This is a genomic window from Galbitalea soli (genome assembly GCF_010686725.1).
GTDB classification, from domain to species: Bacteria; Actinomycetota; Actinomycetes; order Actinomycetales; family Microbacteriaceae; genus Galbitalea; species Galbitalea soli.
Window position 1 is genome coordinate 276980 of sequence record NZ_JAAGWZ010000001.1, and the last position, 13629, is coordinate 290608.

13 protein-coding genes are annotated in these 13629 nt (G+C 67.5%); 7 read left to right on the top strand and 6 right to left on the bottom strand.

All coding sequences use genetic code 11. The annotated features are described in order from the left end of the window. Positions 1-6: 6 nt before the first annotated feature. The 5 genes from G3T37_RS01265 to G3T37_RS01285 form a co-directional block, all read right to left on the bottom strand. Positions 7-1551 (bottom strand): sugar transferase, encoded by a 1545-nt coding sequence (locus G3T37_RS01265; RefSeq protein ID WP_241732054.1) that lies wholly within the window; start codon positions 1549-1551, stop codon positions 7-9. A gap of 488 nt (positions 1552-2039) precedes the next feature. Next, positions 2040-3032, bottom strand: coding sequence for a DUF6492 family protein (locus G3T37_RS01270; protein WP_163471667.1), 993 nt, complete (start codon positions 3030-3032; stop codon positions 2040-2042). Between the two features lie 46 nt (positions 3033-3078). Next, positions 3079-3459 carry an RNA-binding S4 domain-containing protein gene (locus G3T37_RS01275; RefSeq protein ID WP_163471668.1) on the bottom strand — a complete coding sequence of 127 codons (381 nt, stop codon included), beginning with the start codon at positions 3457-3459 and terminating at the stop codon, positions 3079-3081. Positions 3460-3473: 14 nt separating this feature from the next. Next, entirely contained in the window at positions 3474-3929 is a 456-nt protein-coding gene (locus G3T37_RS01280; RefSeq protein ID WP_163471669.1) for a hypothetical protein, read from the bottom strand. Between the two features lie 21 nt (positions 3930-3950). Beyond that, entirely contained in the window at positions 3951-4772 is an 822-nt protein-coding gene (locus G3T37_RS01285; protein WP_163471670.1) for a DUF1295 domain-containing protein, read from the bottom strand. 46 nt (positions 4773-4818) lie between these two features. On the opposite strand from G3T37_RS01285, the gene G3T37_RS01290 reads away from it, so the two are divergent. The 4 genes from G3T37_RS01290 (at position 4819) to G3T37_RS01305 (ending at position 7370) form a co-directional block, all read left to right on the top strand. After that, positions 4819-5436 (top strand): CDP-alcohol phosphatidyltransferase family protein, encoded by a 618-nt coding sequence (locus G3T37_RS01290; protein ID WP_163471671.1) that lies wholly within the window; start codon positions 4819-4821, stop codon positions 5434-5436. 13 nt (positions 5437-5449) lie between these two features. Continuing rightward, the gene (locus G3T37_RS01295) at positions 5450-5935 is read left to right on the top strand and encodes an FHA domain-containing protein (RefSeq protein WP_163471672.1); all 486 of its coding nucleotides are present in this window, start codon (positions 5450-5452) and stop codon (positions 5933-5935) included. Next, positions 5935-6627, top strand: a complete 693-nt coding sequence (gene ftsR / locus G3T37_RS01300; RefSeq protein WP_163471673.1) for a transcriptional regulator FtsR — start codon at positions 5935-5937, stop codon at positions 6625-6627. The genes G3T37_RS01295 and ftsR overlap by 1 nt, the downstream gene beginning before the upstream one ends. Positions 6628-6821: 194 nt before the next feature. Then, positions 6822-7370, top strand: coding sequence for a MerR family transcriptional regulator (locus tag G3T37_RS01305; protein WP_163471674.1), 549 nt, complete (start codon positions 6822-6824; stop codon positions 7368-7370). A 128-nt stretch (positions 7371-7498) separates the two neighbouring features. Here the strand turns inward: G3T37_RS01305 and G3T37_RS01310 are convergent, their stop codons facing one another. Continuing rightward, the gene (locus G3T37_RS01310; RefSeq protein ID WP_163471675.1) at positions 7499-8296 is read right to left on the bottom strand and encodes a ParA family protein; all 798 of its coding nucleotides are present in this window, start codon (positions 8294-8296) and stop codon (positions 7499-7501) included. 123 nt (positions 8297-8419) lie between these two features. Here G3T37_RS01310 and G3T37_RS01315 point away from each other — a divergent pair, with 123 nt between their 5' ends. The 3 genes from G3T37_RS01315 (at position 8420) to G3T37_RS01325 (ending at position 13629) form a co-directional block, all read left to right on the top strand. Further along, positions 8420-11818: a pyruvate carboxylase gene (locus G3T37_RS01315; RefSeq protein ID WP_163471676.1), complete on the top strand. Its 3399-nt coding sequence runs from the start codon at positions 8420-8422 to the stop codon at positions 11816-11818. Between the two features lie 74 nt (positions 11819-11892). Beyond that, positions 11893-13131, top strand: coding sequence for a MinD/ParA family ATP-binding protein (locus G3T37_RS01320; RefSeq protein ID WP_338401142.1), 1239 nt, complete (start codon positions 11893-11895; stop codon positions 13129-13131). A 3-nt stretch (positions 13132-13134) separates the two neighbouring features. Then, positions 13135-13629, top strand: a complete 495-nt coding sequence (locus tag G3T37_RS01325) for a peptide deformylase (RefSeq protein WP_163471678.1) — start codon at positions 13135-13137, stop codon at positions 13627-13629.

The following is a 13629-nucleotide window of genomic DNA, read 5'->3' on the forward strand; positions in this document are numbered from 1 at the left end:
TCATTGCTAATACGCCCCCGTTGGTTGCTTCATCGCCTGGACAGTGCGCCAGATGATGACGAGATCGCCAGTGAGCGACCAGTTCTCTACATAGTAGAGATCGAGGCGCACGCTTTCGTCCCACGCGAGGTTGGATCGCCCGTTGATCTGCCACATGCCGGTCAGACCCGGCTTGATGAACAAGCGGCGTCGCACATGGCTCTCGTACTGCTCCACCTCGCGCATGAGCGGCGGTCGTGGGCCGACGAGACTCATGTCACCCACGAGGACGTTCCACAACTGCGGCAACTCGTCGAGCGAGTACTTGCGGAGCACACGCCCGATCTCGGTTACGCGAGGGTCGTCGCGGAGCTTGAAGAGAACGCCGGCGCCCTGGTTCTTCGCGAGCAGTCCCTCCAGGTCATCCTCAGCGGTCGTCACCATGGAGCGGAACTTCAGCATCTTGAAGGTGCGACCGTTCCGACCCACGCGCTCCTGTTTGAACAGCGCAGGGCCCGGCGAGTCGGTTCGGACCAGAATCGCGAGCACCGCGAACAGGGGGAGCAGGATGAGAAGGGCTCCACCCGCGACGACGATGTCGAAGGCACGCTTGACGACGTGCTTTCCGCCCTCGAACTGCGGCAGTTCGACGTGCATGAGGGGGAGCCCCTCCACCGGCCGCACATGGATGCGCGGGCCGGCGACGTTGGTGAGGCGAGACGCGAGCACGAGCTCCGCGTTGGTGCCCTCCAGATCCCAGCCGAGATTCTGGATGAAGTGTGATCCGCCGGCCGGCTGGCCCGCGACGATCACGACGTCGACCTCAAGTTCTCGCGCGACCGCTGCGACATTGTCGATGTCGGCGACCACCGGAATGCTGCGGCCGTCGATGCTCTGGTAGCTCTCCCTGGCGTTCTTGGTGGCGATCCCGATCACGCGGTACGCAGCACCCGACTTCTTCTCGATCTGGCGCACGACGTACTCCACGTCACGCCGGCGCCCGACCACGATGGCCTGCGACAGGTAGTGGCCGAACTTGCGCTGGCGGGTCAGCCACTGGCGCCACATCCACCGGCTCGCGGTGAGGCCGCCGACCCCGAGAGGGAAGGTGATGACGAAGAAGCTGCGCGCCACGTCGAGTTTGAGGACGAAGAAGACGATGGCGAGGAGCCCGAAGGTCGTGAGGCTCGCGGCGACGATCCGCTTGTACTCCGCCGAGCCCACACCGACGACGCGGGCATCGCGGGTGCGGTAGGCGCCGATCGCGAAGAGCCAGGCGAGCGCGACGAGAGCGGAGATCAGCCAGTAGTCGATCGCGTGGCCGGCAAGCGTGACGGCGGCATCGGTCGTGACGCCGAAGCGCACGACGACGGCGAGAACGACCGTGGTCGTGACGATCGCGACATCGCTGAGCTGCAGCAGGGTGCGGTAGTGGCGCGCCCACCGCTTGCTCTTGGCGCGAGAGGCCGCCGGCGCGCCGACCACATCGATGGCGCTCGTGACGAGGCCCTCGATCTGGGTGCGCACCGAGGTGCTCGGCGCACCGGGGGTGACAGACGTGGGGGAAGACAATATGGGCCTGCATTTCGGGTTTACAGGTACTGCTCGGGTGGGTTACAGGCGTGCGGCGTTTCGGTCGCTGCGAGCCATGTGTTCCGGTCGCGCTGGGTGGGCGCGCCCGGAGTAGGGGCTGTGCGACGGTCTAGGGGACCGTCAGGGTGGTGCGGTGGTGCGGACTCGATCTCTGGGTGGTGCCTCGATGCGTGCCGACACGACTCGATTCCGATGGGTTTCGGAAGGGAGGAGCCGCTACGGTGCGGAACGCCGAGGGCGTTGGTGTACCGGAATCGTAGGCCAGAGACACGGTCTCGGTCGAGGTCGACGCGCTGCGAAAGCGAGAACTGTTTGCTTTTCTTAACACGCCGGAAATAAACGAGCCGCGAGACGGCACGCGACGTGGAAGACGCGACGACAACATGAGGCCTGCTATTCGGGTACAGGAGGAGCGGCGGGTACCGCTGCCGACGAGTGGGTGGCTCGTGACTTCCTCAATATAGCCGCTAGCGCGGCCGCCGGGCAACGGATCGCGCGGCGGAAATCGCCCGGATCGGCAGATTTCTTGCGCCCGACCACCGTTCGGCCCGCCGAACCTCCCGTGTGACGCGATCCAGGAATGCGCGCGCGGCCTGGGAATCGGGAAACAGACCTCGGCCGGTCCAGAACTCGACGAGCGCGCTTCCCGCGTCCGGCGCGAGTGACGCGATGGCACGCCGATGAATCGAGAAGACGGGCGAGGGGGAGACGTCCGACTTCTCGATCGCACGGGCGATTCCCGCGGGGTTCGCATCCTTCGGCCACACGGCCGGGGCGGGAGCCTGAGTGAGGTCGTACACCTCGTCGAGCGAGCGGCCGGAGGCGACGATCCAGCCCGAGTAGAGGAAGAACTCGGTCAACCGGCGCGTCACGAACTCGCGGGCGAATGGCCGGCCGGCCTTCGCGGTCACGTCGGCGATCATCCGCCTGACCTCGCCGGAGTAGAGCGCGAACGGGGTGACGGTCGCGGTGAAGCGATCGAGGAAGACGGCGCTGTCCACCCCCAGATAGTCGAGCACGCGAACGAGGCTCTCCTGCAGAGGGTGCGTCCGGTAGCCATAGCTCGTTCCCCGCAGGCGGCCCTCCGGCGACCAGAAATATGTCTCGGCGACGGTCGCGACGAAGTGGTTCTTGGCATCGAGAACGACGTAGTGCTCGGCGCGCAGTCGATCCACGACGCACAGCTTGAGCACCTGCTGACTCCGCCATCCGGTGGCGAGCGGCACTCGCACGATGTCCCGGGGGCGAAGAATGCGCACGCGGTCTCGCAGGGGCCCGTACTCGTCGAGCAGCGAATCCCTGCGGCCCCGCGACATGCCCCGCGCAGAATTGTCGATCACGACGATCTCCGCTGCCAGCTCGGACGGCAGGAATCGCGCCATCGAGCGGGCCTGCAGTTCGAGAAGCGCGAACTCGCTCTCGAAGACGACGGTCACGAAGGCGAGTGGTTGAGCGGCCACGGGAGGAGCCTTTCGTTGGAGTGAAACATCGACGCGTGGTTCCACGCTATAGCTCGTCACGGCCGCGAAGTCGCTCGATCTCGCGACGTTCGCGCTTCGTGGGTCGCCCCGCGCCGCGGTCGCGAACGGGCAGCCGGGCGCGCTCGGCGGGCTCGGGTCGCGGCGGGGTGCGATCCAGATAGGCCAGGCGGGCCACGTCGGCGCCCACCCGCTTGCTGAGGATCACCGCCACCACGACGATCGTGTCGAACCCCGCCGAGCGGAGCCGCACCTCATCGCCCACGCGCACCGGCTGTGCCGCTTTCGCACGCTCCCCGTTCACGCGCACGTGCCCCGCTCGGCAGGCGGCCGTCGCGAGCGACCGTGTCTTCACCAGTCGGACGGCCCAGAGCCAGCTGTCGACGCGGGTGGAGGATGAGTCGGTCATCCGTGCGTCGTCGCTCAGACGGCCGCGAGCTTGGACTTCCAGCGGACCAGGCTGCGAACGGTCTCACTCGGGTCGTCGGCGAGCGCGCGCATGACGTCGTCGGGAACGAAGTGGTTCACGGCCAGCCACCCGCGCACGGTCTCCGACTCGTCACCCGCCATCGACCGGAGGATGTCGCAGGAGGTGGTCTCGTTGCGTGCGACGCAGCCGCGCACGCCCGCGTCGGGGTCGCGTGCCAGCTGCGCCATCACGTCCTCCGGTGTGTGCAGGCTGCTCGCCACGCTCTCGCGGATCTTCGGGTTCGCATCTCGCGCGAGCAGTCGCAGCCGAGCGATCTTCGTCGCGGTCACCGGGGGAGCGGGGTGCTGAGCGGTAGCGAAGGCGGCCGCCTCCTCCGCGCTCATCATCCGAGGCGCTGCGGCCTTCAGCGCCGCACGCTGGGCGGGGGTGTTGAAACGGATGCACGACATGCCCTCCACGCTAGCGCGACGTCACGCCTCCGCGGGTTCTCCGCGCCGACGCGGGGGCCAGGGAATGATGGGCGAGGTCGTCTCCCGGTACATCGCGTACTCGGGATACCTCGACAGCGTGATCGACTCCGTGAACGACGTGGACCCGATGAACAGCACGGTGAGCAGCGCGGCCCCGAGGACCGTCCACTGCAGCAGGGATCCCGCGGCGATCGCACCGAAGAGGAACACGGCCCACCACTGCGCCTGCTCGAAGAAGAAGTTGGGGTGGCGGCTGTATCGCCAGAGTCCGGTCTGGACGAACCGCGCCTCGGGCGTCTGGCCCGACGCGATCGTCGCCTTCTTGCGCGTCTGGAACCGCCACTGCTGCTGGTCGGCGACGGTCTCGCCGGCGAGGAGCGCCACGAAGACGACGGCGAGGATCGCGTCCAGCGGGGTGAGCGGTGACCCCCGGTGCTCCCACGCGGTGAGCGCGGGCAGCGTGATCAGCACGAGCAGGAGGTTCTGGTACAGCGTGATGAAGAACAGGTTGAAGAGCTCGAACTGCCAGCGCGGCATGCGCTCGCGAAGCACCGCCCAGCGGTAGTCCTCCACCCCGCTGTAGCCGCCCTTGCGAGCGAAGTTGAACGTGAGCCGGGCTCCCCACAGCGTGACCAGGGCCGCCATGATGTCGAGACGGAGGTCGGCGAGCCCCGCGGCGCCCGCGAATATCCAAAGGTAGGCCACCGGCACGATCGACCAGATCCGGTCGACCCAGGAGTGGTCGTGCGTCAGCAGCGAGGCGACCCAGACGGCGACACAGGCGATCGCGGCGACCACGACCACGGTGACGAGAGGGTTCACGTCGGCATCCTACTGCGCCGTCGGGGGCCTCTAGACTGAAGTCATTATGGATGCGATGGGCCAGCGACAGGTCTCCTCGCGCATCCTGACCGTACCGAACGTTCTGAGCTTCATCCGGCTGCTCCTCGTTCCGGTGTTCCTTGTCCTCATCGTCGTCGGTCAGGATTTCATCGCCCTCATGGTGCTCATCGTCTCGAGCATCTCCGACTTCTTCGACGGGATGATCGCCCGTCGCTTCGACCAGATCACCCGGCTGGGCCAGCTCCTCGATCCGCTCGCCGATCGGCTGTTCATCCTTGCCGCGCTCGTGGGGCTGACGGCCCGCGGCATCATTCCCTGGTGGCTCCTGGTCGTGATCGTCTCGCGCGACCTGATGCTCATCGTCCTGGGGATCACGCTGGCGAATTTCGGCTATGGCCCGCTGCCGGTGCATCACCTCGGCAAATTCGCCACCCTCTGCCTCTTCTACGCGTTCCCGATCCTGATGCTCGGCCAGGCCTTCACGTCGGTCGCGCCCGTGATGAATCCCGTAGGCTGGGCGTTCGCGATCTGGGGCGCCTTCTTGTACTGGTGGGCGGGAGTGATCTACCTTCGGGAGACCCTTCGCGTGATTCGAATTCCGCTTGAGTCCCGGCCGACTCGATCGGATACGCTGAAGAGCTAGATGGAGGTTCACGATGGTTGATTCCCACGACGTGGGCCCGGCGGGAGACGCCGTTCGTCCACCCGTTCCCGGGACCGACACGACGCTGACTTTCACGGGCGAGTTCGGTGCCCAGCTCGCCTCGCTCGACAGCAATGTGACGACCGAGGAGCACGAGGCGATCGCTGCCCTGCCCTCCGGCTCTGCGCTTCTCGTGGTGCGCCGTGGTCCCAACGTCGGCGCCCGGTTCCTTCTCGACGCGGATGTGACCACGGTCGGCCGGCATCCAGATGCCGACATCTTCCTCGACGACGTGACGGTGTCCCGGCGGCACGCGGAGTTCCTCCGCTCCGGTGTGACCTTCGAGGTCAAGGACCTGTCGTCGCTCAACGGCACCTATTTCGACGGCACTCGCATCGACGTCGCCCGTCTGACCGACGGTTCCGAGGTGCAGGTCGGCAAGTTCCGTCTCACGTTCTACGCCTCGCGGGTCGATCTCGCGAACCTGGCTCGCCGGTAGTGGCGCGCACTGCAACGCAGGCGCGAGAGTCCGGGGGCTCCGCCCTGCTCAGCATCGGTCAGGTCCTCGCGCGGCTGAACCCCGAGTTTCCCGATCTGTCTCCCTCCAAGCTGCGGTTCCTCGAGGAGCGTCAGCTGGTCACGCCGGCACGCACCGAGTCCGGCTATCGCAAGTTCTCCTCGGCCGACCTCGACCGGCTGCGGTTCGTGCTCACCATGCAGCGCGACCACTACCTGCCGCTCAAGGTCATCCGTGGCTACCTGGACGACATGGATGCGGGTCGCCAGCCCTCGCTTCCGGGTGGCGCCACGCCCGCCGCCTCCATGCTCTCCACCGAGAAGCGACGCAGCCGCGACGAGCTGATCCGCGAGGCCGGCGCGACGGTGATGCTCTTCAACGACGCGATCTCGGCGTCGCTCATCCTTCCTGCCGAGCTGTTCGGCGAGGACGCCCTCCAGGTGCTCCGCTCGCTGGTCGAGCTTCAGAAGTCGGGCATCGAGCCGCGGCACCTGCGCGGCTTCCGTGCGGCGGCCGAACGCGAGCTCGGCCTGATCGAGAGCGCGCTCATCCCGGTGGCGCGTCGAAAGGACGCGTCGAGCCGCGCGAAGGCGGCCGAGCTGGCGCGCGAGATCGCCGGTCAGCTCGAGGTGGTGCGCGGGAGCATCATCCGCTCGGCGCTGTCGAAGCTGTGATGGCCCGCGGAGAGCGCCCGACCGTACCCCCCTTTTCGACACGCCGTCGCCATTTCGACGGATGTCGTTGATCGCCGTTGCCCACGTCGGTAGCGTGGGATCACATCAAACCGTCAATGTTAACTTCAAGCTGAACGTTAGAGCTGAGGCGATCACCGGGCGGAATGCCAGCAACTCAGTGAAGGGCACGTGCCATGAGTGAACTCAGCCGTAGCGAGGATTCCCGCTACGACCTCGGCCTGTTGTTCACCGATGGAATGCCCGAGCTCGACGACACCTCCGGCTACCGCGGCGCTGTTGCGGCCCGCGCTGCCGGAATCAGCTACCGCCAGCTCGACTACTGGGCCCGCACGCAACTCGTCGAACCGACGGTTCGGGGTGCGGCGGGCAGCGGATCACAGCGGCTCTACGGCTTTCGCGACATCCTCGTTCTCAAGCTCGTCAAGCGACTCCTCGACACCGGGATCTCGCTCCAGCAGATCCGCACCGCGGTCAACCAGCTTCGCGAGGCGGGCGTGAACGACCTCGCCCAGACGACCCTCATGAGCGACGGGGCGAGCGTCTACCTGTGCACCTCCAACGACGAGGTCATCGACCTGGTGAGCCGGGGGCAGGGCGTATTCGGCATCGCCGTCGGCAAGGTGCTGCGCGAGGTCGAGTCAAGCCTCGTCGAGCTCGACTCGATCAAGGGTGAAGACCCCGCCGACGAACTCGCGGCCCGTCGGGCGACGCGCGCCAGCTGAGGCGAGTCGACGACTCGGGCCGGTCGCCGACTCAGGTCAGTCGACGACTCGGGCCGGTCGCCGACTTAGGTCAGTCGCCGACTCAGGCCAGTCGCCGGCTGACGTCGGCGTTGACGCCGACTCGTCGCTCAGGCGAATTCGCCGAGCTTCGCCGTGCGCATGACCCGCTCCAGCAGCTGGTCGAAGTTTCGCGCCATCTCCTGAGCGCTCTCACCCGGCCAGACGTGGAGCGGCTTCGCCGCGCCCTGCGCCTGCTGCAGGGAGGTGCGCTCCGGCAGCTGCGGGCTCAGCACGAGCGGGCCGAACATGTCGCGCAGTTCTTTGATGCGGAACTGGTGCTCGAGCGACTGCACACGAGCGCGGTTCACGATGATGCCGAGCGGCTGCAGGCGCGGCGATAGACCCCGACGGATCTCCTCGATGGCGCGCAGCGCGCGATCCGCGGCGGCGACGGAGAACAGACCGGGTTCGGTGACGACGGTCACTCGATCGCTCGCGGCCCAGGCGGTCCGGGTGAGCGCGTTGAGCGAGGGTGCGCAGTCGATCAGCACGAGGTCGTAGTCCGCCTCGACATTCGCGAGGGCCTCTTCCAGCTTCCAGATGTCACGGATGCTGGGGTGCGGCCCATCGAAGTTGATCGCCGACGGCGAGCCGATCATCACGTCGATCTTGCCGGCGCGGCCCTTGGTCCACCCGCTGGGGACGATCGCGGCGCGCACGATCTTCTCCTTCGGCGAGGCGAGCACGTCGGCGACGTTCAGGTGCCCGGCGACGTTGATGTCCATTCCCGTCGACACGTCCGACTGCGGATCGAGGTCGACGACGAGGGTGCGGAGGCCCTTCGCGAAGGCGGCTGAAGCCAGCCCGAGCGTCACCGTGGTCTTTCCCACGCCCCCCTTGAGGGAGCTGACGCTGAGTACATGCATGAGTAACGACGATACCGTCCGAAGCGGGAAACAACCTAAATGAGTCCTGAGCGTGGCGGGTCGCCGGTGGCGCCGGAGCCACCCTCGGCCTCCCCATAGAATTGCTCCAACGGAGAGGACCCTATGTTCACGAAGATCCTTGTCGCCAACCGCGGTGAAATCGCTATTCGCGCTTTCCGCGCGGCCTATGAGCTGGGAGCCGCGACGGTTGCCGTCTTCCCCTACGAAGACCGCAACTCTCTGCACCGCCTGAAGGCGGATGAGGCCTACCAGATCGGTGAGAAGGGTCACCCCGTCAGGGCGTACCTCGACGTTGCGGAGATCATCCGCGTTGCCAAGCAGTCGGGTGCGGACGCGATCTACCCGGGGTATGGATTCCTCTCCGAGAATCCCGACCTCGCCCAGGCTGCCGCAGACGCCGGCATCACCTTCATCGGCCCGCCCACGAAGGTGCTCGAAATGGCCGGCAACAAGGTCACCGCGAAGGAGCACGCGATCAGCGCGGGCGTCCCGGTGCTGAAGTCCACGCCGGCCTCCCGCGACATCGAAGAGCTCCTCGCTGGTGCGGCCGAGATCGGCTTCCCGATCTTCGCGAAGGCCGTCGCGGGCGGCGGCGGACGCGGCATGCGCCGGGTCAACTCCGCCGCTGAGTTGCGCCCCGCGCTCGAGGAGGCGATGCGCGAGGCCGACAGCGCCTTCGGCGACCCGACGATGTTCCTCGAGCAGGCTGTCGTGCGCCCTCGTCACATCGAGGTGCAGATCCTCGCCGACGCGACTGGCGAGACCGTGCACCTCTTCGAGCGCGACTGCTCGGTGCAGCGTCGGCACCAGAAGGTCGTCGAGATCGCGCCCGCCCCGAACCTGGATGAGGGCATTCGGCAGGCCATGTATCGCGACGCGATCGCTTTCGCGCGCTCGATCGGGTACGTGAATGCCGGCACGGTGGAGTTCCTCCTCGACACGGCGGGGGAGCGCAAGGGCCAGCACGTCTTCATCGAGATGAACCCCCGAATCCAGGTGGAGCACACGGTGACCGAGGAGGTCACCGATGTCGACCTGGTCCAGTCGCAGATGCGGATCGCCTACGGCCAGTCGCTCAAGGAGCTCGGTCTTCAGCAGGAGAACCTGCGTCTGCGCGGCGCGGCCCTGCAGTGCCGCATCACGACCGAGGACCCGGCCGCCGGCTTCCGCCCCGACACCGGCAAGATCACGAGCTACCGTTCGCCGGGTGGCGCGGGTGTGCGCCTCGATGGCGGCACCATCAACGCGGGCGCCCAGATCTCGCCCCACTTCGACTCGATGCTCGTCAAGATGACGTGCCGTGGTCGCGACTTCGCGGCAGCGGTCACCCGCGCCAAGCGCGGCCTCGCCGAGTTCCGGATGCGCGGCGTGACCACGAACATCCCCTTCCTGCAGGCGGTGCTGGAGGACCCCGATTTCGAGCAGGGCGACCTCAGCACCTCCTTCATCGACGAGCGCCCGTGGCTCGTCCGCGGACACCAGTCGAAGGACCGCGGCACGAAGGTTCTGAACTGGCTCGCCGATGTGACCGTGAATCAGCCGAACGGCGACGGGGCGGGCGTCATCAATCCCGCGCTCAAGCTTCCCGCGCTGGATCTGTCGCAGCCGGCGCCGGCGGGCTCGCGCCAGAAGCTCCTCGAGCTGGGGCCGGTGGGATTCGCCACCGCCTTGCGGGCGCAGACGGCGTTGGCCGTCACGGAGACGACGATGCGGGATGCGCACCAGTCGTTACTCGCGACCCGGGTGCGCACGCGCGATCTCGTGGCTGTCGCCCCGTACGTGGCGCGCATGACGCCGGAGCTGTTGTCGGTCGAGGCGTGGGGCGGGGCGACCTACGATGTCGCGCTCCGGTTCCTCGGCGAGGACCCGTGGGAGCGCCTGGCGACCCTGCGGGACGCTCTGCCGAACATCAACATCCAGATGCTGCTGCGCGGTCGTAACACGGTCGGGTACACCCCCTACCCGACGGAGGTGACGGACGCGTTCGTACGGGAGGCGGCCGCGACCGGCGTCGACATCTTCCGGATCTTCGACGCGCTGAACGATGTCTCGCAGATGCGACCGGCGATCGATTCGGTGCTGGCCACCGGGTCGACGGTCGCGGAGGTCGCGGTCTGTTACACCGCGGATCTCCTCGACCCGAATGAGCAGCTCTACACCCTCGACTACTACCTGCGTCTGGCCGAGCAGATCGTCGACGCGGGCGCGCACATCCTCGCGATCAAGGACATGGCGGGGTTGCTGCGGGCCGAGGCGGCGGAGAAGCTCGTGACGGCCCTACGCGCCCGGTTCGATCTGCCGGTTCACGTGCACACCCACGACACGGCGGGCGGGCAGTTGGCGACCCTGCTCGCGGCGAGCCGCGCCGGCGCGGACGCGGTCGACGTGGCGAGCGCGCCGATGGCGGGCACGACCAGCCAGCCCTCCGCCTCCGCGCTCGTCGCGGCGCTCGCCCACACCGAGCGCGACACCGGGCTCTCCTTGCAGGCCGTCTCCGACCTTGAGCCCTACTGGGAGGCGGTCCGTCACGTGTACAAGCCGTTCGAGTCGGGTCTGCCCGGCCCGACCGGCCGGGTGTACAAGCACGAGATCCCCGGCGGGCAGTTGTCGAACCTTCGTCAGCAGGCCATCGCGCTCGGACTGGGCGACCAGTTCGAGAAGGTCGAAGACCTCTACGCGGCCGCGAACCTCATGCTCGGACGCCCGCCGAAGGTGACCCCGTCGTCGAAGGTCGTGGGAGATCTCGCCCTCGCGCTCGCTGCAGCCGGCGCCGACCCCGCCGACTTCGAGCAGAACCCGCAGCGCTACGACATCCCGGACTCCGTCATCGGATTCATGGCGGGCGAACTCGGCGACCTGCCCGGCGGCTGGCCCGAACCCTTCCGCAGCAAGGTCCTCGAGGGACGCACCGTCAAGATCGGCGTCGAGGAACTCGGTGAGCAGGACCTCGCCGACCTTGATGCAGACAGCGCGACGCGTCGCCGAGCGCTCAACCGGCTCCTGTTCCCCGCGCCCACCAAGATCTTCGAGCAGAACCGCGATACCTACGGCGATCTCTCGGTCGTCGACACGGTCGACTACCTCTACGGGCTCCAGCAGGGTGGCGAGCACGTCATCGAGATGAGCAAGGGCGTCTCGCTGTACGTGGGTCTCGAGGCGATCGGCGAGGCCGATGACAAGGGCATGCGAACCGTCATGACCGTGCTGAACGGCCAGTTGCGCCCGGTGTTCGTGCGCGATCGTGGCATCACCGTGCAGTCCAAGTCGGCCGAGAAGGCCGATCCCGCAAGGCCGGGGCAGGTCGCCGCGCCGTTCTCGGGTGTGGTCACCGTGCAGGTGGAGGAGGGTCAGTCGGTGGAGGCCGGCCAGGCGGTCGCGTCCATTGAGGCCATGAAGATGGAGGCCGCGATCACCTCGCCCGTCGCGGGAGTGGTCCGCCGCATCGCGATCCCCACCACCCAGCAGGTGGACGCCGGTGACCTCCTCGTGGAGGTCGGCTGACCGCCCCTCCGTGCCGCGCGGCACGGGCGACGGTAAACTGGCAAGCCGACTGACGGAAAGGTTCTGCCCCCTTGGTGACTAATCGTGATCATGACGATCTCGCGGTGTCGTTGCCCGAGAGCCTGACGATCAACGTCGACCTCCCGGCTACGGTGCACGACGTGCCCGACGACGAGGTCGCGGTTTCCATCGACGAGGTCGCCGTCGATCCCGGATTCGTGGATGCGGCGGTGCCGACCACGACATCCGTCACGCTCGTCACCCCGCAGGCCGAGCCGCTCCCGGAGCCCGAGCCCGCGATCGAGCTGCACGGCGACGACCACGGGTACTCCCGTCGGGATCGGCTGCGCGGCGAGGTCTCGAGTTCGCCGGAACCCGCCGCGATGCTGACGGCCGACCGACTTCTCGATGAGCGCAAGACGCGTCGCACGCCCCCCGAGGGTCGCTGGCCGCAGTTCGTCTACGCGATCAGCTTCCATCTCGTGAACCTCGGGGATTCCCGCTCGGTGCGCGAACGGAAGGCCGTAGAGGCGCGCATCGCCAAGCAGTTCGAGGGCGGAACACGCTTCGTCCCGGTGCTCACCCGCAAGGGCGGGGTCGGCAAGACCACCATCACCACCCTCTTGGGCATGGCCCTCGCCTCGACGCGCGAGGACCGCATCATCGCGATCGACGCGAATCCCGACCGCGGCACGCTCGCCGAGCGGGTGACGAAGCAGACCAGGGCCACCGTGCGCGACGTCGTCACCCGAGCCGCGTCGATTTCCGGATTCACCGACTTCACGACGCTCGTCTCCCGCGACGAGACCCGCCTCGACATCCTGGCCTCGGACACCGACCCGATGCTGTCGGAGGCCTTCGACGAGAACGACTACAACGTGGTCGCCGATCTCACCGCGCGCTTCTACTCGATCGTCCTCACCGACTGCGGAACGGGAATCGTCCACTCGGTCATGCGCGCGACGCTTCAGCGCGCCGACTCCGTCGTCATCGTCTCCGGCGGCAGCGTCGACGAGGCTCGCCTGGCGTCGGAGACGCTCACCTGGCTGGAGGCCAACGGGTACGGCGACCTGGTCCGCAACGCGGTCGTCGCTCTCAATACCGCGACGCAGGGCACCAACCTCGTGAAGATCGAGGAGATCGAGGCGCACTTCCAGTCTCGCGTTCGCGAGGTCGTCCGCATCCCCTATGACCCCCAGCTCGCCGCTGGTTCCGTCGTGAGCTATAAGGATCTCCGCCCCTTGACCAAGAACGCCGCCCGCGAACTCGCCGCCCTCGTCGTCGAGGGTCTTCCCGCACGCCGGACCAACTGAGCGATGACGGAACGACAGATTCGCCTCTTCGGCGACCCCGTGCTCCGCTCTGCCTGCGATCCCATCGTGGTGCCCGCCGACGCACGTGTTCGCGCCCTCGTCGACGACCTGATCGAGACCGTGACGGTTCCCGGTCGCGCGGGCGTCGCCGCCAATCAGATCGGCGTCGGGCTGCGCGCCTTCAGCTACAACGTCGATGGGGTCGTCGGCTATGTCCTCAACCCGGTGCTCGAGGAGGTCTCGGGCGAGCCGGAGCTCGTCGACGAGGGATGCCTCTCCGTTCCTGGCTTCTACTTTCCGAGGCTGCGGTATCCCTTTGCTCGGGTGCGCGGGGTCGACCTCGACGGCAATGAGGTCGTGCTCGAGGGGGAGGGGCTGCTCGCGCAGGCGTTGCAGCACGAGACCGACCACCTCGCTGGTCACCTCTACATCGAGGGTCTGGAGCCCGAGACCAAACGCGAGGCGATGCGGGCGATCCGGCAGGCCCCCTGGTACTGA

Excerpts from the sequence above, each read along its gene's own strand:
- G3T37_RS01275 (WP_163471668.1), bottom strand. The coding sequence starts at position 3,459 with ATGACCGACTCATCCTCCACCCGCGTCGACAGCTGGCTCTGGGCCGTC.
- G3T37_RS01280 (WP_163471669.1), bottom strand. The coding sequence starts at position 3,929 with ATGTCGTGCATCCGTTTCAACACCCCCGCCCAGCGTGCGGCGCTGAAG.
- G3T37_RS01290 (WP_163471671.1), top strand. The coding sequence starts at position 4,819 with ATGGATGCGATGGGCCAGCGACAGGTCTCCTCGCGCATCCTGACCGTA.
- G3T37_RS01295 (WP_163471672.1), top strand. The coding sequence starts at position 5,450 with ATGGTTGATTCCCACGACGTGGGCCCGGCGGGAGACGCCGTTCGTCCA.
- G3T37_RS01305 (WP_163471674.1), top strand. The coding sequence starts at position 6,822 with ATGAGTGAACTCAGCCGTAGCGAGGATTCCCGCTACGACCTCGGCCTG.
- G3T37_RS01310 (WP_163471675.1), bottom strand. The coding sequence starts at position 8,296 with ATGCATGTACTCAGCGTCAGCTCCCTCAAGGGGGGCGTGGGAAAGACC.
- G3T37_RS01315 (WP_163471676.1), top strand. The coding sequence starts at position 8,420 with ATGTTCACGAAGATCCTTGTCGCCAACCGCGGTGAAATCGCTATTCGC.
- G3T37_RS01325 (WP_163471678.1), top strand. The coding sequence starts at position 13,135 with ATGACGGAACGACAGATTCGCCTCTTCGGCGACCCCGTGCTCCGCTCT.